The organism is Streptomyces sp. NPDC021622 (assembly GCF_040640795.1).
In the GTDB taxonomy this organism is placed as follows: domain Bacteria; phylum Actinomycetota; class Actinomycetes; order Streptomycetales; family Streptomycetaceae; genus Streptomyces.
In genome coordinates this window covers 38,980-58,947 of the sequence record NZ_JBFACK010000012.1, presented here as the reverse complement: position 1 = coordinate 58,947, position 19,968 = coordinate 38,980, and the positions used below count along the sequence as shown (strand labels likewise).

At 68.9% G+C, this 19,968-nt stretch carries 24 protein-coding genes and 2 pseudogenes; 8 read left to right on the top strand and 18 right to left on the bottom strand.

All coding sequences use genetic code 11. The features are described from left to right. Nucleotides 1-17: 17 nt before the first annotated feature. Together whiG and AB0G47_RS23855 are read left to right on the top strand one after the other, a co-directional pair. Nucleotides 18-860 carry an RNA polymerase sigma factor WhiG gene (whiG, locus tag AB0G47_RS23860; RefSeq protein ID WP_135336563.1) on the top strand — a complete coding sequence of 281 codons (843 nt, stop codon included), beginning with the start codon at nt 18-20 and terminating at the stop codon, nt 858-860. 130 nt (nt 861-990) lie between these two features. Next, entirely contained in the window at nt 991-1,548 is a 558-nt protein-coding gene (locus AB0G47_RS23855; protein ID WP_266873145.1) for a TetR/AcrR family transcriptional regulator, read from the top strand. Nucleotides 1,549-1,871: 323 nt separating this feature from the next. On the opposite strand, the pseudogene AB0G47_RS23850 reads toward AB0G47_RS23855, so the two are convergent. Beyond that, nucleotides 1,872-2,348, bottom strand: a pseudogene (locus AB0G47_RS23850) (M23 family metallopeptidase); the annotation flags it as partial. A 335-nt stretch (nt 2,349-2,683) separates the two neighbouring features. Here AB0G47_RS23850 and rpsB point away from each other — a divergent pair. From rpsB to AB0G47_RS23825, 5 genes are all read left to right on the top strand, one after another. After that, nucleotides 2,684-3,604 carry a 30S ribosomal protein S2 gene (gene rpsB, locus AB0G47_RS23845; RefSeq protein WP_360773365.1) on the top strand — a complete coding sequence of 307 codons (921 nt, stop codon included), beginning with the start codon at nt 2,684-2,686 and terminating at the stop codon, nt 3,602-3,604. A gap of 93 nt (nt 3,605-3,697) precedes the next feature. Further along, the gene (gene tsf / locus AB0G47_RS23840; protein ID WP_266871129.1) at nt 3,698-4,534 is read left to right on the top strand and encodes a translation elongation factor Ts; all 837 of its coding nucleotides are present in this window, start codon (nt 3,698-3,700) and stop codon (nt 4,532-4,534) included. 186 nt (nt 4,535-4,720) lie between these two features. Continuing rightward, nucleotides 4,721-5,482, top strand: coding sequence for a UMP kinase (pyrH, locus tag AB0G47_RS23835; RefSeq protein WP_266871130.1), 762 nt, complete (start codon nt 4,721-4,723; stop codon nt 5,480-5,482). Between the two features lie 149 nt (nt 5,483-5,631). Next, nucleotides 5,632-6,189, top strand: a complete 558-nt coding sequence (gene frr, locus AB0G47_RS23830) for a ribosome recycling factor (RefSeq protein WP_360773361.1) — start codon at nt 5,632-5,634, stop codon at nt 6,187-6,189. Nucleotides 6,190-6,222: 33 nt separating this feature from the next. After that, nucleotides 6,223-7,278 (top strand): phosphatidate cytidylyltransferase, encoded by a 1,056-nt coding sequence (locus tag AB0G47_RS23825; RefSeq protein ID WP_360773359.1) that lies wholly within the window; start codon nt 6,223-6,225, stop codon nt 7,276-7,278. A 76-nt stretch (nt 7,279-7,354) separates the two neighbouring features. On the opposite strand, the gene AB0G47_RS23820 is transcribed toward AB0G47_RS23825, so the two are convergent. Further along, nucleotides 7,355-7,819, bottom strand: coding sequence for a hypothetical protein (locus AB0G47_RS23820; RefSeq protein WP_360773356.1), 465 nt, complete (start codon nt 7,817-7,819; stop codon nt 7,355-7,357). A 149-nt stretch (nt 7,820-7,968) separates the two neighbouring features. Between AB0G47_RS23820 and AB0G47_RS23815 the strand changes: the two genes are divergently transcribed. Further along, the gene (locus AB0G47_RS23815) at nt 7,969-8,823 is read left to right on the top strand and encodes an endonuclease/exonuclease/phosphatase family protein (protein WP_360773354.1); all 855 of its coding nucleotides are present in this window, start codon (nt 7,969-7,971) and stop codon (nt 8,821-8,823) included. A gap of 247 nt (nt 8,824-9,070) precedes the next feature. Here the strand turns inward: AB0G47_RS23815 and AB0G47_RS23810 are convergent, their stop codons facing one another. From AB0G47_RS23810 to AB0G47_RS23735, 16 genes and pseudogenes are all read right to left on the bottom strand, one after another. Beyond that, nucleotides 9,071-9,391: a hypothetical protein gene (locus tag AB0G47_RS23810; RefSeq protein ID WP_360773352.1), complete on the bottom strand. Its 321-nt coding sequence runs from the start codon at nt 9,389-9,391 to the stop codon at nt 9,071-9,073. A 3-nt stretch (nt 9,392-9,394) separates the two neighbouring features. After that, on the bottom strand, nt 9,395-9,697 hold the full coding sequence (locus AB0G47_RS23805) for a hypothetical protein (protein ID WP_360773350.1): 303 nt from the start codon (nt 9,695-9,697) through the stop codon (nt 9,395-9,397). Nucleotides 9,698-9,855: 158 nt separating this feature from the next. Continuing rightward, nucleotides 9,856-11,121, bottom strand: a complete 1,266-nt coding sequence (locus AB0G47_RS23800) for a site-specific integrase (protein WP_360773348.1) — start codon at nt 11,119-11,121, stop codon at nt 9,856-9,858. 88 nt (nt 11,122-11,209) lie between these two features. Beyond that, the gene (locus AB0G47_RS23795; protein WP_360773345.1) at nt 11,210-11,452 is read right to left on the bottom strand and encodes a helix-turn-helix domain-containing protein; all 243 of its coding nucleotides are present in this window, start codon (nt 11,450-11,452) and stop codon (nt 11,210-11,212) included. Nucleotides 11,453-11,621: 169 nt separating this feature from the next. Continuing rightward, nucleotides 11,622-12,767 carry a DUF3631 domain-containing protein gene (locus AB0G47_RS23790; RefSeq protein ID WP_360773343.1) on the bottom strand — a complete coding sequence of 382 codons (1,146 nt, stop codon included), beginning with the start codon at nt 12,765-12,767 and terminating at the stop codon, nt 11,622-11,624. Continuing rightward, entirely contained in the window at nt 12,764-13,192 is a 429-nt protein-coding gene (locus AB0G47_RS23785; protein ID WP_360773340.1) for a hypothetical protein, read from the bottom strand. Before AB0G47_RS23785 ends, AB0G47_RS23790 begins: the two co-directional genes overlap by 4 nt. Continuing rightward, nucleotides 13,189-14,067, bottom strand: a pseudogene (locus AB0G47_RS23780) (bifunctional DNA primase/polymerase). The gene AB0G47_RS23785 and the pseudogene AB0G47_RS23780 overlap by 4 nt, the downstream one beginning before the upstream one ends. Nucleotides 14,068-14,185: 118 nt before the next feature. Continuing rightward, the gene (locus AB0G47_RS23775) at nt 14,186-14,662 is read right to left on the bottom strand and encodes a hypothetical protein (protein ID WP_360773338.1); all 477 of its coding nucleotides are present in this window, start codon (nt 14,660-14,662) and stop codon (nt 14,186-14,188) included. Nucleotides 14,663-14,866: 204 nt separating this feature from the next. Beyond that, nucleotides 14,867-16,996 carry an ATP-binding protein gene (locus AB0G47_RS23770; RefSeq protein WP_360773336.1) on the bottom strand — a complete coding sequence of 710 codons (2,130 nt, stop codon included), beginning with the start codon at nt 16,994-16,996 and terminating at the stop codon, nt 14,867-14,869. 68 nt (nt 16,997-17,064) lie between these two features. Further along, the gene (locus AB0G47_RS23765; protein WP_360773333.1) at nt 17,065-17,382 is read right to left on the bottom strand and encodes a hypothetical protein; all 318 of its coding nucleotides are present in this window, start codon (nt 17,380-17,382) and stop codon (nt 17,065-17,067) included. A 9-nt stretch (nt 17,383-17,391) separates the two neighbouring features. After that, complete coding sequence (locus AB0G47_RS23760) at nt 17,392-17,790, bottom strand: RRQRL motif-containing zinc-binding protein (RefSeq protein WP_360773329.1); 399 nt, start codon at nt 17,788-17,790, stop codon at nt 17,392-17,394. Then, complete coding sequence (locus AB0G47_RS23755; RefSeq protein ID WP_360773326.1) at nt 17,790-18,683, bottom strand: DUF2637 domain-containing protein; 894 nt, start codon at nt 18,681-18,683, stop codon at nt 17,790-17,792. Before AB0G47_RS23755 ends, AB0G47_RS23760 begins: the two co-directional genes overlap by 1 nt. Next, nucleotides 18,680-19,129 (bottom strand): Pycsar system effector family protein, encoded by a 450-nt coding sequence (locus AB0G47_RS23750; protein ID WP_360773324.1) that lies wholly within the window; start codon nt 19,127-19,129, stop codon nt 18,680-18,682. Before AB0G47_RS23750 ends, AB0G47_RS23755 begins: the two co-directional genes overlap by 4 nt. Next, the gene (locus AB0G47_RS23745; protein ID WP_360773321.1) at nt 19,126-19,389 is read right to left on the bottom strand and encodes a DUF6284 family protein; all 264 of its coding nucleotides are present in this window, start codon (nt 19,387-19,389) and stop codon (nt 19,126-19,128) included. Before AB0G47_RS23745 ends, AB0G47_RS23750 begins: the two co-directional genes overlap by 4 nt. A gap of 127 nt (nt 19,390-19,516) precedes the next feature. Beyond that, nucleotides 19,517-19,684 carry a pRL2-8 gene (locus AB0G47_RS23740; RefSeq protein ID WP_360773320.1) on the bottom strand — a complete coding sequence of 56 codons (168 nt, stop codon included), beginning with the start codon at nt 19,682-19,684 and terminating at the stop codon, nt 19,517-19,519. Then, the gene (locus AB0G47_RS23735) at nt 19,681-19,830 is read right to left on the bottom strand and encodes a hypothetical protein (protein WP_360773317.1); all 150 of its coding nucleotides are present in this window, start codon (nt 19,828-19,830) and stop codon (nt 19,681-19,683) included. The genes AB0G47_RS23740 and AB0G47_RS23735 overlap by 4 nt, the downstream gene beginning before the upstream one ends. Nucleotides 19,831-19,968 lie beyond the last annotated feature (138 nt).

The window sequence follows — 19,968 nt, the reverse complement described above, 5'->3', positions numbered from 1 at the left end:
ACGGCTCAAGGCGACGAATGCCCCAGCACACCTCAGGGTCCGACCGGGCGGCAGTTCCCCCCGCCGCCCGTAGCGGCGAGCGGGAGCGGCCTCCCGCACCCTCGTCGCTGGACGAGCTGTGGCGGTCGTACAAGGAGACGGGGGACGGCCGGCTGCGCGAGCAACTGATCCTGCACTACTCACCCCTGGTGAAGTACGTCGCGGGCCGGGTGAGTGTGGGGCTTCCGCCCAATGTCGAGCAGGCGGACTTCGTCTCGTCCGGGGTGTTCGGGCTCATCGACGCGATCGAGAAGTTCGACATCGAGCGGTCCATCAAGTTCGAGACGTACGCGATCACGCGGATCCGTGGCGCGATGATCGACGAACTCCGGGCGCTCGACTGGATTCCCCGGTCCGTGCGGCAGAAGGCGCGCAACGTCGAGCGGGCCTATGCCACGCTCGAGGCGCAGTTGCGGCGTACGCCGTCGGAGGGCGAAGTCGCCCACGAGATGGGGATCGCGCTGGAAGAACTGCACGCGGTTTTCAGCCAGTTGTCGTTGGCGAACGTGGTGGCTCTGGAAGAGCTGCTGCATGTGGGCGGCGAGGGCGGCAACCGGCTGAGCCTGATGGACACGCTCGAGGACACCGCGGCCGACAACCCCGTCGAGGTCGCGGAGGACCGAGAGCTGCGGCGCCTTCTCGCGCGGGCGATCAACACGCTGCCGGAGCGCGAGAAGACCGTCGTCACGCTCTACTACTACGAAGGGCTCACGCTCGCCGAGATCGGCAATGTGCTCGGCGTGACGGAGAGCCGGGTGAGCCAGATCCATACGAAGTCAGTGCTGCAGCTGCGGGCGAAGCTGGCGAGTTTTGGCCGCTGAGCCCGCTGAATCGGTCCTGCCGTCGGCTGCGCCGGGCGGGGTGGGGAGCGGGCGCTCCGGAGCGTATCGACTCCCGTGTCGGCGATCGCGTCCGTAGAGTGGACGTGTGCCAAGGATTCGAGCGGCCTCTGTGGCCGAGCACCGGTCGATGCAGCGCGGCGCCCTGCTGGACGCTGCGCGGTCCCTGCTGTCCGAAGGCGGTACGGAGGCGTTGACCTTCCCCGCCCTCGCCGAGCGCACCGGGCTCGCCCGGTCCTCCGTGTACGAGTACTTCCGGTCGCGGGCCGCGGTCGTCGAAGAGCTCTGCGAGGTCGACTTTCCCGTCTGGGCGGCGGAGGTTTCGGCGGCGATGGAGCGGGCGGAGTCGGCCGAGGGCAAGGTCGAGGCGTATGTGCGGCGGCAGCTGGATCTGGTCGGGGACCGTCGGCACCGGGCCGTTGTGGCGATCTCCGCCGCTGAGCTGGACGCGGGGGCGCGGGAGAAGATCCGTGCTGCGCACGGCGGACTTGTCACCATGATCGGCGAGGCGTTGGCCTCGCTGGGGCATGCGGAGCCTCGGCTTGCGGCGATGCTGCTCCAGGGTGTGGTGGACGCGGCTGTCCGGCGGATTGAGCTGGGGGCCGCGGAGGATCCCTCGGCCATCACCGAGGCTGCGGTCGCCATGGCCCTGCGGGGCGTGCGGGGCTGAGCCCTGGTTTCTCGGCACCCGGCAGCGTGCCGCTGGGCACCGCGCCGTCATTCGGCACCCGGCAGCGTTGCGTTGTGCCCACCCGTTCCGCCGTGCGGAACGCCTGCCCACAACGGGGACGGTCTGGGTGGGGTGCCGTCTGGTGGTGCGGCTGTCCACAGCGGGGGCGGCCTGGGTGGGATGGCGCCCGGTGGAGCGGCTGCCCGCAACGGGGACGGTCTGGGTGGGGTGCTGCCCGGTGGGGTGCTTACCCACAATGCGGGCGGCCTGGGTGGGATGCCGTCATGGAGCGTCCCTGTCCAGGGCGGGGACAGCAGGCGCAAGAGAGGTGCCCCGGTCACCGGCAGGAGCCGTGACGGAGCTCTTCCCAGTAGCCGCGGTGGCAGTAGGTCCAGTGGGTTCAGGTAGGTCTTGCCTCTGCGTAAGCCCCAGTGGAGGCAGCTCTGGGGGCAGTGGTTCGTCGGGAGTTCCAGGGTGCCCAGAGAGGAGCCCGTGGTGATGGCGTCGCCCTTTTTGACCTTGGCCCGTACGGGTTCATAGGTCGTACGCAGTGGGGGATCGCCCGTGGCTTTCAGGTCCACCGAGATCACGCCCCGGCCTGCCACCCGCCCGGCGAAGGACACCGTTCCCGGAGCTGCCGCGCGGACCACCGCCCCCGGCGGTGCGGCGAGGTCCACGCCCCGGTGGCCCCGGCCGTACGCAGTCGCCGGGGGCTCCCAGCCGCGTACCACCAAGGGGCGCACTCCCACGGGCCAGCTGCCGCCCGGCTCACCGGCGGCGGCCGGGAGCGCCGCCGTCATGATCAGTACCGCCAACAGCGCCACCAGGCGCATCTCTCGTCGCATGTGAGACATGCGAGAACCGTCCCGCGCCGGGCCCCTCCGCGGGGATCTTGGACCGGATCTGTGGACTACCAGCCGGTTGTGGACAGCGGCGTCACCCGCTACCTCGCGGGTCCCGTACACTTCTTGTGGCGATCCGGGTCACCGGGTCGACTTCGCACGCCCCGACACCAGGCCATGAAAAGCCAGGTGCCAGCGCCTCTCGGTCCTTTGCGGCACGGCGCATCGCGGGCGTCAGGCGCGACCGCCGTCCGGCGGACGCGGCACAACCGAGAACACCAAGGAGTACGGCCATGGCCGTCGTCACGATGCGGGAGCTGCTGGAAAGCGGCGTCCACTTCGGTCACCAGACCCGTCGTTGGAACCCGAAGATGAAGCGCTTCATCTTCACGGAGCGCAACGGCATCTACATCATCGACCTGCTCCAGTCGCTGTCGTACATCGACCGCGCCTACGAGTTCGTCAAGGAGACCGTCGCCCACGGCGGCACGGTCATGTTCGTCGGCACGAAGAAGCAGGCGCAGGAGGCCATCGCCGAGCAGGCCACCCGCGTCGGCATGCCCTACGTCAACCAGCGCTGGCTGGGCGGCATGCTCACCAACTTCTCGACCGTCTACAAGCGCCTGCAGCGCCTGAAGGAGCTCGAGCAGATCGACTTCGAGGATGTGGCCGCCTCCGGCCTCACCAAGAAGGAGCTGCTCGTCCTCTCCCGCGAGAAGGCCAAGCTCGAGAAGACCCTCGGTGGTATCCGCGAGATGTCCAAGGTGCCCAGCGCCGTCTGGATCGTGGACACCAAGAAGGAGCACATCGCTGTCGGCGAGGCCCGGAAGCTCAACATCCCGGTCGTCGCGATCCTCGACACGAACTGTGACCCCGACGAGGTCGACTACAAGATCCCGGGCAACGACGACGCGATCCGCTCCGTCACCCTGCTCACCCGCGTGATCGCCGACGCCGTCGCCGAGGGCCTCATCGCCCGTTCCGGCGTCGCCACGGGCGACCAGAAGCCGGGCGAGAAGGCCGCCGGCGAGCCCCTCGCCGAGTGGGAGCGCGACCTGCTCGAGGGCGAGAAGAAGGCTGACGAGCCCAAGGCCGACGAGCCGAAGGCCGCCGAGGCCGAGGCCGAGGTTCAGAAGTCCGCCGAGACGGAGAAGGCCGCCGACGCCGAGCAGGCCGACGCCCCCGCCGCCGCCGCGGAAGCCGAGCAGGCCTGACCTTCACAGGTTCGGTAGTTGACGGCGGGGGCCCACAGGCCCCCGCCGTTCACCCGTAGATCTTTCAGACCTCCGAAAGAGAATTTCAGGATCATGGCGAACTACACCGCCGCTGACGTCAAGAAGCTCCGTGAGCTCACGGGCGCCGGCATGATGGACTGCAAGAAGGCGCTCGACGAGGCCGACGGCAGCGTCGACAAGGCCGTCGAGGCCCTGCGCATCAAGGGCCAGAAGGGCGTCGCCAAGCGCGAGGGCCGCTCCGCCGAGAACGGCGCCGTGGTCTCCCTCATCGCCGACGACAACACCTCCGGCGTCATCGTCGAGCTGAAGTGCGAGACGGACTTCGTCGCCAAGGGCGAGAAGTTCCAGGCCGTCGCGAACTCGCTGGCCGCGCACATCGCCAAGACGTCCCCGGCCGACATCGAGGCGCTCCTCGCCTCCGAGATCGAGGCCGGCAAGACCGTCCAGGCGTACGTCGACGAGGCCAACGCCAACCTCGGCGAGAAGATCGTCCTGGACCGCTTCGCGCAGTTCTCGGGCGCCTTCGTCACCGCGTACATGCACCGCACCATGCCCGACCTGCCCCCGCAGATCGGTGTTCTGGTCGAGCTGGACAAGGCCGACGCCGACCTGGCCAAGGGCATCGCCCAGCACATCGCCGCCTTCGCGCCGAAGTACCTCTCCCGCGAGGACGTCCCGGCCGAGGTCGTCGAGTCCGAGCGCCGCGTCGCCGAGGAGACCACCCGCGCCGAGGGCAAGCCCGAGGCCGCGCTGCCCAAGATCGTCGAGGGTCGCGTCAACGGCTTCTTCAAGGAGGCCACCCTCCTCGGTCAGCCGTACGCGCTCGACAACAAGAAGTCCGTCCAGAAGGTTCTGGACGAGGCCGGTGTCACCCTGAAGCGCTTCTCGCGCATCAAGGTCGGCATCTGAGTCCGTACCGCGATCGACGGTAGACCCCGCTAGGGTCGACAGCGGTCGCCCGCGTACCCCACGCAGTACGCGACGTACGACCGCAGATCTGACGAGGAGGCCATTGCCGAGCATGGGTTGCGAACAACACCCCACCGGCAGTGGCCTTCTTCGTATGTGCGCCGAGCAAAAAGAAGCGAGAACTCCATGACCACCAAGGCCGACACAAAGAGCGACGACGGCAAAGTAGCCGGTCGTTTCCTGCTGAAGCTCTCCGGCGAGGCATTCGCCGGCGGGGGCGGCCTTGGCGTCGACCCCGATGTGGTGCACGCGATCGCCAAGGAGATCGCGGCCGTCGTACGTGACGGAGCCCAGATCGCGGCCGTCATCGGCGGCGGCAACTTCTTCCGCGGCGCCGAGCTGCAGCAGCGCGGCATGGACCGGGCCCGTTCCGACTACATGGGCATGCTCGGCACGGTCATGAACTGCCTTGCCCTGCAGGACTTCCTGGAGAAGGAAGGCATCGACTGCCGCGTGCAGACCGCCATCACGATGGGGCAGGTCGCGGAGCCGTACATCCCGCTGCGCGCCGTCCGGCACCTGGAGAAGGGCCGTGTCGTCATCTTCGGCGCCGGTATGGGCATGCCGTATTTCTCCACCGACACCACGGCCGCGCAGCGCGCCCTGGAGATCGACGCCGAGGCCCTGCTCATGGGCAAGAACGGCGTCGACGGGGTCTACGACTCCGACCCGAAGACCAACCCGGACGCGGTGAAGTACGACGCGCTCGGCTACGGCGAGGTCATCACCCGCGACCTGAAGGTCGCCGACATGACCGCGATCACGCTGTGCCGGGACAACAAGCTGCCCATCCTCGTCTTCGAGTTGCTCTCCGCAGGCAATATCGCGCGCGCCGTCAAGGGTGAGAAGATCGGCACGCTCGTGGGTGACCACGGCACCCGGGTCTGACCCAGGCACGTCCCCCGAGGGATGGACAAAGCCCTGCCTGTCGGACACGGTGCAGGGAAAGAGACGCGACGCAGCCGACGCCCCATGGACTCCCCCTACTTCACCGTGTGGGGGCGCCCCCAGCCCACTCACAAACGCAGGAGCAAGTGGTGATCGAAGAGACCCTCCTCGAGGCCGAGGAGAAGATGGAGAAGGCCGTCGTGGTCGCCAAGGAGGACTTCGCCGCGATTCGCACAGGCCGTGCGCACCCGGCGATGTTCAACAAGATCGTGGCCGACTACTACGGCGCCCTGACGCCGATCAATCAGCTGGCCTCGTTCTCGGTGCCCGAGCCGCGGATGGCCGTGGTGACCCCGTTCGACAAGAGCGCGCTGCGCAACATCGAGCAGGCGATCCGCGACTCCGACCTCGGCGTCAACCCGAGCAACGACGGCAACATCATCCGGGTGACCTTCCCGGAGCTGACGCAGGACCGCCGCAAGGAGTACATCAAGGTCGCCAAGACCAAGGCCGAGGACTCCAAGATCTCGATCCGCTCCGTCCGCCGCAAGGCCAAGGAAGCGATCGACAAGGCGATCAAGGACGGCGACATCGGCGAGGACGAGGGCCGTCGCGCGGAGAAGGAGCTCGACGACACCACCACGAAGTACGTCGCCCAGGTGGACGAGCTGCTCAAGCACAAGGAAGCCGAGCTGCTCGAGGTCTGAGTGCTCGGGTCCAAGGACTGAGGAATCCGATCCGTGAACGACTCTTCCTGGGGGGCGCCTCCCAGAGCCGGGTACTGGGGGCCGCCCGACCAGGGCCCTGCTCAAGGGGCTGCCCCGGCAGGTCCCGCGTACGATGCGCATGACGCCCTGTATCCAGCAGAGACGCAGCCCATGCCCATCGTGCCCGACGTGCCTGATGTACCCCAGGAGCCCATGCCCAACGCACCACAGCCCGCCCCCGAAGCGCCTCGTGCGCCTCAGGCGCCGCAGAAGAAGAGCGCGGGCCGTGACCTCGGGGCGGCCATAGGAGTCGGTGTCGGGCTCGGCGCGGTGATCGTCGCGTCGCTCTTCATCGTGAAGGCCGTCTTCATCGGCGTCATAGCGGTCGCCGTGGTGGTCGGCCTCTGGGAGCTCACCTCGCGGCTCGAGGAGCGCAAGGGCATCAAGGCGCCGCTCGTGCCGCTCGCGGTGGGCGGCGCGGCGATGGTCGTCGCCGGGTACGTCCGCGGGGCCGAGGGCGCCTGGGTCGCGATGGCGCTCACCGCGCTCGCGGTGCTCGTCTGGCGCATGACCGAGCCGCCCGAGGGCTATCTGAAGGACGTCACCGCGGGGGTTTTCGCCGCGTTCTACGTCCCGTTCCTCGCGACGTTCGTGGCGCTGATGCTCACCGCGGACGACGGCCCGCAGCGGGTGCTCACGTTCCTGCTCCTGACCGTGGTCAGCGACACCGGGGCGTACGCGATCGGCTGGCGCTTCGGCAAGCACAAGCTGGCGCCGCGCATCAGCCCCGGCAAGACCCGCGAGGGCCTGCTCGGCGCGGTGACGTTCGCGATGGCGGCCGGCGCGCTGTGCATGGAGTTCCTGATCGACGACGGCAGCTGGTGGCAGGGGCTGCTCATCGGCCTCGCGGTCGCCGCGAGCGCGACGCTCGGTGACCTGGGCGAGTCGATGATCAAGCGGGACCTCGGGATCAAGGACATGGGCACGCTGCTCCCGGGCCACGGCGGCATCATGGACCGCCTCGACTCGCTGCTGCCGACGGCCCCGGTCGTCTGGCTGCTGCTCGTCATCTTCGTGGGTTCCGGCTGACCCGCGTCCGTGTACGAGAGGGGCTCGCCGTCCACTGGACGGCGAGCCCCTTTTTCGCGTGAGCTTCGTATGCCGCTTACTTCAGCTTGTGGCACGCCTTCGAGAGGTCCTTCCACTGCACGCAGACCTGCGTGCCCTTGCGGAGCTTGGGCCCCGTGGTGGTCCCGGTCTTGCCCCAGTCGACCTCGGCGGCGTTGCCGTGCGGGACCGAGTCGGCCTTGCGCCAGTTCTTGCCGACGTGGGTCGAGCCGCCCGGCTGCTTGTACAGCCAGCGGGCCTTGCCCGCCTTGTACGGAGACCTGGCCGTCTGGACATAGTTCAGGCCACGCATGGTGGCCCCCTTCTTGTTCCAGTAGAAGAAGGAGACCGAGTACACGCAGGTCCTGCCGCTCTGCTTCACGCAGCGCACCTCTTGGTGCTTGCTCACGCTCGCGGCGGCCTTGGCCTGGGCCCCGGTCTGGGCGTTGGCCGGTGCGGCGGTCGTGACGGCGAGCGCTGCGGTGGCGCCGATCAGAAGCGCCTTCCCCGTTTGATTCAACACGTGCTGATTACCTCCAGCGGAGTTGATGTTGTCAGGGGAGACTGTAGTGATCAATGGCAGGATCATGACAGCAGTTTGGTCGCAGTCCTGGCATAGCCTCGTTTCAGGAGATCTCACATGCTGCCGTGTGTCTCCACTCCGAGGAGGCGATGGTGAGCGGAACCGGGGCGCGGTTACTCGCGGGCGCCATGATCGTGACCTGCGTGGCGCTCCTCGGCCCCAGTGCACCGAACGGTGCGCACATCGCCAGGCCACTGCCGGCAGGCGCCCCCGAAGAGGTCGTACCGAACCGGGTCATGACGTGGAACATCTGCAACCCCTGCAACGCGAGCGGGCAGAACGTCGGCCGGGCGGCGGAGATCGCCACGTACGCGCCGCAGGTCGTCGGCCTGCAGGAAGCGTGTGTCCGGGACGTCGAGAGCATCCGGGATCATCTGCAGTACCAGTACGGGCTGGTGTACCACGTCGAATACGGGTCGGTTCTGCGCAACTGGGGCCGCTGCGGGGGACTGCCGTGGAGCCCGGGCGCCTTTGGCCAGGCGGTCCTCTCGGCGGCGCCGATGACGGACCGTACGAGCGTGGAATATCCCGACGGCGGATCCGAGGACCGCGGGTACATGGCCGTCACCACCCTCGTGGACGGCCGGCCTGTCCGGGTCTTCAACACGCACCTGGCCCATCGGCACCAAGAAGCGGTCCGGTCCGCACAGGTCGGCGTGCTGGCGGCGGAGGTCGCCCGGCACGACCGCGCGATCGTGCTCGGCGACTTCAACGCGGTGCCGGCTGCCGCCGAGCTCACCGGGATGTGGGGCCTGGCCGCGGACGCGGACCCCGAGTGCGGTCCCTCGGCCACCGGTGTCTGCGAGACGACCACCGATTGGCACACCAAGTTCGACTACGTCTTCCTGCGGGGCTTCGACCGGCTCGAACACGGTGTGCATCCCACCCGGTACTCGGACCACAGCCTGCTCCACGCCGACGTGGGGCCGAAGCAGCGGCCGTGACCTGGCCGGGCCCCCGCCGTCTGAGACACTGGATTCACCATGCCTGTACCCGGAGAACTGGCAGCATTTCGACGCTAGCAATCGCTCTACCTGGGCTTTTTATGCTGGCAGTTGACCTGCTGAGTTCCGCTGGGCCGTCGCTGGGCCGTGGGCAGCCATGGGATGGCCGTATGCGTATGCCCAAGGCCCCGCGTTGGGGCAAGGTGCGAGGCCCGAGTCTGTTCGTCCCGGGCCTCGCGTTCGTGAGCTACAGGTGCGGCCCGATCACCAATACTGTGATCACGGGGACCTCGTTACCCTGTTCGTCCTTCTCGTTGGGGCCATACATCCAGTAGATGCGCCAGGCTGATGCGGTCTGGTTCTCGACGTATGAGTCCCATACCTTCTCGTTCGGCAGGTTCGGGAAGTTCTCGTACAGGTGCGACCGCAGGCCGGGGTACCTGGGGTCCGTCTGAAGGCGTCCGAGCGTGCGGTTCACCTTCTTCAACTTCGAGAAGGTGGCGTTGCCGCCAGCGATCAGCCGGTCACGCGTTTGCTCGGCGTCGTCGGTAAAGCGAAGGGTGAACACGGGCTAGTCCTCGGTTTCGTCCTCCGCGAGGTACTGGGTGAAGTCGCCGAGGTCTTTGGTCTTCCCGTCCCTTGCCTGCTCCACCCCGCGGCGCACGCGATCTGCCACTTCGTGGTCTGTCCAGACCAACATCTCGCGTTCAGGGATGGATACGACGGGGGTCAGCAAGAGCACGCCGTCCGGGTCGGCCTCCACCCTGTAACGCCTGCCTGGCTTGGCTCCGGCGCGACCGAGGGAGATGCGGCCCCTGGCGTCGACTTCGGTCTCTGCGACGACTTCAAACTCCTCGCGTGTGCTGGTTTCCATAGCGCGGGCTCCTTGTGGTCCGACTTTCGGCGCCTGTCGGTCAGCGCCACGAGGGTGAAACGGCCGAGTGCGGGCTGAGTCTCGTGGTAACGCCCAGCTTACCTCACAGGGGCAGAGGGGCAATACCCACTTTCCCCCAAGTGGATTGCGGCTCGCGGCTAAGCCGCTTGGGCCGTTGCTGTACTGCCTTCGCCCTCGCTGGTGGCCTGATAGAGGCCGTCGATGGCCTTTCGCGTACGGGACTCGCTGCTCGGCATGAGGTGCGTGTAGACACGCAACGTGAAGCCGGGGTCCGTGTGCCCGAGGTAGTTGCTCAGCGCCCTGATGTTTTCCCCGGCGTCCAAGAGCACTGAAGCGTAGAAGTGCCGAAGTGCGTGCATCCCGTGCTCGCGCGCGGAGGGCAGGGGGCCGCCGTCCTCCGGCTGCTGGATGAGCCCTGCCCCGGCGAGGGCGGGTTTCCATGGGTTGATGTTGAAGTTGCTCCGGTAGACGTGGTTGCCCTGCGGACCCGAGAAGATGAGTCGCTTGGTGATGAGCGGGCCGTCGGGCCTCATCCACGGAAGGGTGATATCCACGGGCGGGTGCTGCTTCACGTGGAGAGCGAGCGCCTGGCCGACTTGCTCAGGCAGCGGCACGTCACGCTCCTTATCGCCCTTCGGCAGGCCGAAGTACGCCTTGCCCTTCACTACTTTGATCTGAAGTCCGACGTGCAGCCATCCCGTAAGGAACCCCACTGCGGCCAGGGGCAGACCGAAGATCTCGCCTTGCCGCAAGCCGCACCCTGCCCCGAGATCCACCATGGCTCGGTAGCGCGCCGGCAGAGCCTCACGAACGGCGAACGTCTGCTCTGCGGTCCACGGGGTGACGCGCTCACCGCTTGGCTTCGGGGCTGTCACTGAGCTTGCACGGCAGGGGTTGCGAGGGATGAGCCCGTCATCCACAGCCGCGGTGAGCACGGCGGAGATGTTCGCGAAGATGCTGCGGCGATACGACGACGCGAGGCCAGCGTCTTCCAACTGACGGAGCCAAGTGCGGATGTGGCTCGGCCTGAATGACGCCAGAGGGCGTGAACCGATGTACGGGAAGGCGTGGAGCCTCAGCCGCGTCTCTGCCGTGGTCCGCGTCGCCACGTCCGTGGACTGAGCCGCGATCCAGCGTTCTGCGTACTGCTTGAACGTCGTTCGGGCGGCGGCGGGATCCATGTACTGACCGCGCGACATGTCGGCCTCGATCTGGGCCAGCCACTTGTCTGCCAGCCGCTTCTGTCCGTCACGGAAGGACTTGCTCTTCTCGGTGCCGTCGGGGCCGACGTAGCGGGCGCGGTAGCGCATCCCGCAGCCGTGGCGGTTGGTCTTGACGCGGCAGGTCTTGCCGGTGGCGTCGGTTTCGGTCTTGAACCAGCGGTCTTGGATGTGGCCGGCCATGGGGCGGCGGTCCTTTCGCAGAGCAGTGCAGGGCAGGGCCATGTGGCCCCGCCCTGCGAGTGGTTGGACGTGTTTGGTGGGGTTGCAGTCAGGCGGCCGTGTCGGTGGCCATGCGTTGCGTGGTCCAGTCGCGTACGGCGGTGGGGTCGTAGCGGACGTACTTGCCGACGCGGAAGCCGGGCGGGCCGGTGCGCTTCTTGCGCCACTGGTAGACGGTCTCCAGCGGCACGGAGAAGAGGCTCGCGACGTCTTCGGGTGTGAGGTAGCGGTCGGGCAGCCCCGCCCGGAGAGTGGCGAGTGGATCGGGTGATGTGCGCGAAGGCGTACTCATGGGGTGTGCCTCCTCAGCAAGGTGTCTCGGACCCTTCCGGGAAGTCCGCTACTTCCGCTACCGCCGCTACCGCGCAGGTCAGGGGCTTGTTGGAGGTAGCGGGAAGGGGTAGCGGTAGCGGATAGGTAGCGGCAACCGCTCCCGGTTGCCGCTACCGCATCACTGCTGGTCAGGCCAGGTTTTCGGTGCCGGGTAGCGGAGGTAGCGGACTTTCCGGGGGAGGGGGGCAGTAGCGCGCCCACGCGTCCCAGAGGTCGGCGGCGTAGTAGCCCTTGAGGACGCTTCCGGCGGTCTTGATGTTGCGGGAGGCGATGGGCTCGTTGTCGCCGGTCATGTACTCGGCGAGCATCTTTGACAGGCGCCGGTTGTCGAGCGGCTTGCCGTGGAGGTCGGCCCACGGTGCGTCGTCCAGGGCGTTGAGCCTGTCGAGGATGGCGATGGTGGGTAGGCGATCGATGCCGACCATGACGTGATCGCGGAGATCGGTCAGCAGCCGTACGCCCAGGCTGCCTTTGTCGTTGGCCTTGGACGCGGTCACCAACGTCACGCATGCCTCGCGCGCCCTGGTGGGCCAGGCGCCGCCGGCGGCGTCAGCGATGGCGAGCAGGGGTTCCCACACGTCGGCGGGGCGGTCGGTGACGCCGTCGGGCATCTGCGGCCACGCTCCCATGACCGAGTCGCGTGCCTGCTCCGTCCACTGTGCGAGCCGGTCGCGAAGCTTGTGCCCCTCGGCCTCGTGGAGGCGGGCGCGGAAGGCTTCCACAAGCTCGTTGCGGGCCCGGCGGCGCATCCGGATCACGACCGAGCGGGTCATGATCGTGTCCGGCAGTGCTCCGAGTCCGGCGACCGCGACCGCGCAGTACGACGGGAAGGCTTGCACGGTCTGGTTGCCGCCATCGCCGATGCACCGGTAGGTCACTCCGGTGCGGCGGTGGCCGGCGTTGAGGAAGCCGCGCAGTTCCTCGTTGTCCCCAGCCTTGGGGCCAAAAATCGTGTCGATCTCGTCGAACAGGATCGTCGGCCGCCCGTTGGGGTTCGACACGGAGCGGAACAGTGCGGCGGCGGACGCGTTCACGGCCGTCATGGGCTGCGGCACGAGGGTTTCCACGACTTCCAGGGCGCGCGATTTGCCGGATCCCGGCTCGGGGCTGAGGAAGGCGACGCGGGGGGTGGAGTCGAAGCAGTCGAGCAGGTGGGCGTGTGCGTCCCACAGGGCGACGGCCACGTAGGCGGCTTCGTGGGGGAAGACGTTGAAGCGGCGGTGGAAGGCTTCCACCTCGTCCAGCAGTGCGGCGCCGTCGGTGTGGTCGGTCATGCGGCGGCCCTTCCTTCCTCGTGCGGTGCGGGGGTGCCGGTGCAGGTGGCGCGGTGCACGTCCCAGAGGGCGACGAGTCGGGCGACCTGTCGGGCCCCGGCGGCGGTGTCGGTGAGTCCGCAGGGACAGGCGAACGCGGCGTCGGGGGTGTCACCGTGGCGCGTGGACCAGCGGGCACCGTCGTAGTGGTCGCGGTAGACCGGCGGGGCGTAGATGCGGATACCGGGCTGTTGCGGCGTCGGGTCATCCGGGTTGTGGCGTACCTGGCTGGTGGACTGCTGGTCAGGGCGAAGGGCAGTGACGACGCCCTGACGGGCGGCGTCTTTCGGCTCGCCCACCGCCGCAGCGTCCACAGGCCGCGGCGCGTCCTGCGGTGCGTCCAGGGCGGGGACGCTCTTCAGCGGGGGATGGGGGTGGGTGCTCATGCCGCATCCCGCCTTGCGGTGTTGTGGGCGATGGACCAGTTCAGAGCGCTGCGCAGAGTCGAGCGGCACTCGGACGCGGACAGGCCGACCCGTTCCCCCGCCTCCTGAAGAGCAGCCTCGACGGTCGACCGCGGAAGGTCGCCCCACGCGATGAACCGTCCCAGGGCTCGCGCTGCGGTGAACAACTTCGCCTCGCGCTCGCCGAGTTGAGCCCCACAGACGTTGCGGGTCTCATTGGCGAGCGCAATGTCGGCGTATCAGCGGGATTGTGCCGTTACGGCCACTGAGGGGGTCTGGTGAGGCTTGGGGGCGGGCTTGAGGATGCTCAGCAGCCATCCGGGCAGTGAGGCCGCCACAGAGCCGCCCACGGCTTCGTACCGTCCGGCGGCGGTGATGCTGCCCGCCCCGACGACGTAGCCGCCCCATGCGCGGGTGTCGACCAACGGCGCGATGGTGCCCGCTGTGTTGCTCAGCCGCACGCCGGACGGAGCAGCGAAGTACAGGTGTTGTCCGCTGCTCGCGGTCCGCGTCCGGCAGGTAGCCGGGACGGGGTGACCGGTGCGCTCGCAGAGCGCCTTGAAGGTCGTCACGCCGCAAGGCGTGTCCGAAGTGCCCTTGTCCTTGGGCATGTCGAGATCGATGACGAGCAGCCCAGAGGGGCCGGTGGCGATGCCGACGTTGAACGCGCCGTGCGACCAGGTGGCGCGGATACGGTCCGCGTCGGTGGTGGCGCGCTGCTCCCACTTGCGGTGACCGCTCGCGCAGACTCCAGTGCGGGGGCAGGAGGCTTCGCCGTGCAGCGCGGGCCGCTTGGTCTCGGGCCGGAGCGGGAAGACGTGCCATCCGCGAGCGGCAGCATCTAAGGCGGCGGCCATCAGGCCCTCTCGCCGGTTGGCGGTCGGTTGCGTCATGCTGGGTTCCTCCACAGGTCTGTTGCGGGCAGGTGGACAAGGGCGGCCCCGGACTTTGGCGAGACGGGGGCCGCCCTTGGCGCTACGGCTGGTTGGTGTTCCTGGCCCACACACCGGTGGTACGGCTGTGGACGGTGCGCCGGTCCTGGTGGACGGGGCCCTGGTAGTGGTGGTGGATGTCCGGGGCGGGCTTGGCGCGCTTGGCGAGCCGGGCCAGGGCGAGCACGAGGGCGGTCGGGGCGCCGAACACGAGGCCGCACACGATCGGGTCGGCGAACTGCGACACGTACATGAGCACGGCCGCCGTGCCGCCGACCATGACGGTGGTGGTGCCGCCGGCGAGCAGGAGCACGCTGGCATCGGTGGCGCCCTGGCTCATCGGGGGCCGTCCGGGCTGGACGACGGCCGGAGCATCGCCGTGGGCGGGCAGCGGGGTGTCATCGCGGTAGGCGGTGGGCCGGTAGGCGTCGGCGATGATCCGGCGAGCCTCCGTTTCAGCCTGAACCTCGCTCAGTCCGGCGCTCACGGCGACCGATTCAAGGGTGGTGTCGGAGTACATGCGGAATCCCTTCTCGGAGGTACTCAGGGAGGCGAAGGCACCCCCTACCGGGGGCGCGTGGGAGGGGGTTTCGAGGAGGTGACCTGCGGCGCCTCCCTGCCTCCCTGAGTGATCATTCGTGCAGGTCAGGGCCAGGGAGGCGGGTCGGGGAGGCGGTCAGGGAGTTCTCCCTGCCTCCCTGACCCCGGCAGGGTGCGCCTCCCTCTACTCGTTGGCGGAAGCGGAACCGTCGTCGAGGCGTTCGACGCGGGCACGGGCGAGGCGCTCGCGGCCCACGACCATGACGCCGTCCGACTTGTAGGGCTCGGCCCCGGTGCCGTCGAGGACGCGCTTGAGATCGAGGAAGGACCACTTGCCGTACGCGTCCTCGTTGAGCGCGGCGAGCCGCTTGAGGACGTCCTGAGTGCGTACCCGTGAGGCATCCCCGAGGACGGAGAAGATGTCGGCGAGCGGGTCGCGCTGCTCACCGGTGTCGATGCTGTGCACGGTGGCCACCCCGTCGCGCAGCAGCTTGGCCCGTTCGGCGATCACCTTGGCGTCGTCGGTGCTGATGTAGTGCGTGCGCACCGTGATGGACGATTGTCCGGCGGGAATGTCGATGCCGTCGGAGGCGATGACGAGAGTGCCCTTGTCCAGGCCCTGCCGCAGCAGGTGCGGGGCCGCGCCGCCGTCAACGGCCTTGTCCCCCAGCGCCATACGGGCCTGCGACTCCGTGCCCAGGGCGAGCGAGGCGCGGGTGTGGGCGCCCTCGCGGACCAGCTTGGGCAGGTTCTGGTCGGTGGGGTCCTGGGTGCCCTGCCACAGCAGCACGTTGACCGCGCGGCCCTGGTTGTGGACCTTGCGGCAGGCCATGAAGTACCGCGAGGTGGCCTTGGAGCCGCCGTAGGGCCGCTTGTCCTCATCCATGAGCGGGCACATGAACGCGACCTGTGCCTCATCGACCACGAGCAGCAGGAGGGGGAAGACCGTGCCGGGCGGTGCCTGAAGGCGGCGGTTCATCTCCTCCACACCGGACTCGACCATCTCGGTCGCCTCGATCACGTGCTCATCGGTCGGCCCCTGAATCAACACGGTGGCCAGGCCGTCGAACATGGCCCAGTCACCTGCCCCCTTGAGGTCGGCGATACGAAACTCCACCGACCGGCACAGGGCGAGCCACAGGACCAGCGCCCGCAGTGCGGCGGTCTTGCCCTGGTTGGACAGACCCGTGATCAGCAGCATGCGCTGAAACAGGCTCAACAGGGCGGCATCCCCGCGCAGATCCTGCCCCCACGGGGCGCGCCCCTTGGCGTAGTCGGCGGTCAGACTCTCGTCGGTGACCAGCGGAGACGGGCCGATCGGCTCATCCAGCGCCCCGGAGTCGGCGATCCACAGCCGGACCGTGCGGGCCGCCTCCGGGAGTGTGATGAACACCTCGTGCTCGTGCCGGGTCAGGTTCTCCGCGAGCTTGCGGCGCTTGTTCTGCACCTCCACCGTGGACACCCCGGAAGGGAGGGTCACGTCGACTTCCACACCGCATCCGGCGATGCGGATCGGACCCAGCATGGCGGCGCCGGCGTCGCCCATCTCCTTGATGGCGTTCTTCAAGGCGGGCACCCCGAGGTCGCGCAGGGCCTTGACCACGATGGACGGGGTGATTGGCTCGCCTTCGCCGTTGCGGACGTTGTCCGGGAGCGCCCAGTTAGGTGCGGCCTGTTGCTTGCGGCCGACGGCCCACAGGGCGAGCAGCGCGAGGAACGGGCCGACCGTGAGCGCGGGACCCCACACGACCTGCACGATCCGGATGAGCAGAGCGATGAAATCAATCGTGGCGGCGAGCGGGGTGACGACGTCGGCGACGTCCCCGTTGTTGATGGCCATCACGATGCCGAGCGCGACCAAGGTTCCGATGCCCATCCCGGTGCCGACCGCCACGCCCTTGGCCGCGTCGACCGGAGAGTGCAGCAGGTCCATGCGGCGGCGGTGGCGGGCATCGCGGAAGCGCTGAAGGCGCTCCTCCCACTCCTCGGCCACCTCATAGTTGCCGGCCGCTTCGGCGGCGCGAAGCATGCGCTCGTAGCGGGCCCCGGTGCGGCCGTCCCACGTGCGGCGGGCCATGACCCTCGTGCCACCGACCACGTACATGCTGTGGCGGACCGCCAACCGGCCCGCCTCCTTGGTGCGTTCGTGCGTAACGGCCGTCTTGATGGCGCGTCCGGAGCGCACCCACAGCGGTACCGCCGGGACGGGCGGAGTCGTGGGCATGGGCGGGACCACGGTCAGCGTGGTCACGGTCGCGGTGTCGGCGGTGGGTGGGTCGGGGTTCTTGTGCAGGTGAACGACGTTCTCGCTCATGACGGAAAGGACTCCTGACTACCCCTACAGGGGCGGGAAGTTGAGGGGACGGTGCGCCTGCGGGCGGGTCACCACCAGCCGGAGGACTTCTTGGCGGCCTTGGCGGTGGCGGCCTCGTTCACGACGCGCTGCCGCTCGCTCTGCAGCGCGGTGATCTCCGCCTGAAGGCGCGTGACGGCCGCGTCCCAGGCCGTGTCCGCCCGCTCCTCGTCGCGGTCGCCGCTCTTGTGCCGCGCGACCTTCATCGAGCCGCTCGCGGCGGCAGAAAGGAGGGCGCGGCGCTCGCGGCCGGTCAGCGGCCACAACTGCCGCTCCCGGGCGGCCTCCAGCTTGCGGGTGGTCACCCGGATCTCACGGTCCAGGCGGCGGGTGTCGGGCTTGCCCATGTCCAACTCCTAGAACTGGTAGAAGGGGAGCGCGGAGGGCTGTTCCTCGCGGCGGATGCAGGGCTCGCAGGCGCCGCGGGAGGTGCGGATGACGTATCCGGCATCAGTGCCGCAGCGCGGGCATGTGCGGCGGGGCCGCATCATCGCCTCGTGCGCCCGCCAGCGGGCCGGGGTCATCGGCCGTACGGGCTTGGCCCGGTCGATGCGGTAGAGGTAGGCCACCCCCAGACCGCGCGACCAGCGCCACAGCACCTGAGCGGCGATGTCCTGCCCGCCGGGCCGCAGGCCCCGCGCCCGCAGCTGCTTTCGGGTCGCCAAGCCGTCGGGGGCGCAGTGCAGCGGGTAGGTGGGGATGCCGTACTTCTCGCCGTCCGGATCGAAGTACCGGGCCAGCGAGCGGGCGGCCATCAGGCCACCGCCGCAGCGTGCTGAGCGCGTTCGGCCCGAAGCGTGTCCCGCAGCATCCGGGCGTTCTTCGGCGAGGTGTGCACCGCCAGGCGGATGCCCTCAGCGGTCAGCTTCGCCTCAGGCCAGTCGGCCGTCACCGTGCGCGCCTCATCGAGCAGCTGCTCCGGGGTGCGCTTGGGGCGAGGTGATCGGGCAGCGTCGGGGACGCGGCCGGTGGCCCCGCGCGGGCGGGTCGATTCCGCCGCCACCGCGCGCGGCTCGATCGGGGCGACCGGGGTCGGCTCGATCGCCGGGAGCGGCTTGAGCGGGAGGGCCGACTTCAGGAAGCCGACCGGCACCGGATTCGGCAGCGCCACCCGGTTCACGGTGATCGGCGTGGGGGTCGATACCGGCAGGTCAGCCGTAGACCGATTGCTGATGGTCTCGGTAGATTCCTCCGCATTTGCGGTCGGAGGGTCGATCGGGGCGGGCCGGTGGTGCAGGACCTTGGCGACCAGATCCGATCCGAAGTAGATCGACCCGACCGGCAACGAGGTGGCCAGCAGCACCAGCGCCCAGTTCGCCGGATCCCAGTCCGCGAGCCGACCCCAGCCGACCGTCCGACCGTGCAGCTCGGGCACGAGGCCGTGCACGTAGTTCAGGACCAGCGAGGCGAGGGTGTACGTGCCGAGCACGCGCAGCGCGAACGTCCGGTCCCGCCCGGCGAGCACGAGGGTGGCGACCAGGGCGAGCGCCATCAATCCGTCGACCACGAAGGGGTAGAGCGTCGCGGCCGTGTGGTCCGCGCCGACCGCGTTGGCGATGTCTCGCAGCGCGTTCCACGAGACGCGGAAGGCCATGGCGACCACGACGACCAGCGCAGTGACCAGGAGGATCTTTCCCTTGCGGTTCATGCCAGTGCACCCCCGACCTGGATGAGGGCGGCGAGGATGAGCAGGGCGCCGCCCGCGCGGGTCAGGTCGATCGCCCGCTGAAGGCTGGTGAACTTGACCACCGCGATGCGGGACAGGCCCGCGATGTCGGCGCTGAGGTCGGTGGCCAGGGTGGCGCTGATCTCCTCGGCCGTGAGCGTGGCCCACAGCGGGAAGCCGTGGCTCCCGCCCAGGTTGGGGCGCACCGACTTCAGCAGCAGCGCGGCCGCCGCGAGCAGCAGCGCCGTGCCGAGTCCGCCCGCGATGTAGGCGGGCAGCGAAAGGGGCGCGTCCTTCGCGACCGTCCACGATCCGGCGAGCAGCGCGCCGATGAACGCGAGCAACAGGCTGGTCTTGGTGTCGGTGCGTGCGATCTCCGCCTTCACTTCGGCGTGCGCAGCCCGCAGGTTCGACTCAGTGGCACTCACGCGCCCACCCCCGCGGTAACCGTGGCGGCGTTGGCGAGCGTCACGCGGGCGGCGAGGGCCTTGCGGCGGGCCCGGCGAAGGCGCCGCTCGTCCAGCTCGTTCGGCGTGCGGTCAAGGGTGATGATCTGCGCGTCCAGCAGCTCGACGTCCGCCAGGATGACGGGCATCTCCAGCTCGATGGACTCCAGCTCAGCGGCCGTGGGCTCCATGAACGGCTCGAACGCGGTAACAGCTTCTTGAACAGTGACGATGTCTTGCATGGGTCGTGACTCCTTAGGGGTGGAACGGCCCGAACAGCGGCTCCTGGGAGGCACCCCAGGAGCCGCGCGCCGTTAAGTGAGGAAAGCCGCGTCTCTTCGCGCGGCACGGTCGCCGGGGCGACCGCGGTCACCACCAGCTGGACTGCTTCTTGGGCGCCTTGCCCTCGGGCGGGCAGCCGTTGTGCAGGTGGTCCAGGCACGGCCCGCAGTCCTGGCCGGGCTTCAGACGGCGGTGGATGCTCTTGTCGTAGGCGTGCGTCCAGCACTGCCGGCACTGACCGGGCGGCGGCTTCATCGGTTGGCCTTCTTGTGTTGCTGGGCGATGTTGGCGGCGGTGAGTTCGTTGCGTCCCGCGTACTTGCGGAACCCGCAGCGGCACTTGACGACCCACGTGCCGTCGCGTGCGGTCGAACGCTGGATGGACGTGGAGTGCTTCGCCATGGCAGTCCCCTCGGGAAGGAGTTCGGGTCTCTCCCGGCTCCCCTCAGCCCCGCCCGTACGACCACGTGAGCGGCCGGACGGGCGAAGGAGGCAACCGGCGCGACCGACAGGCCGCGAGGGAAGTTGAGATGCGCTGTT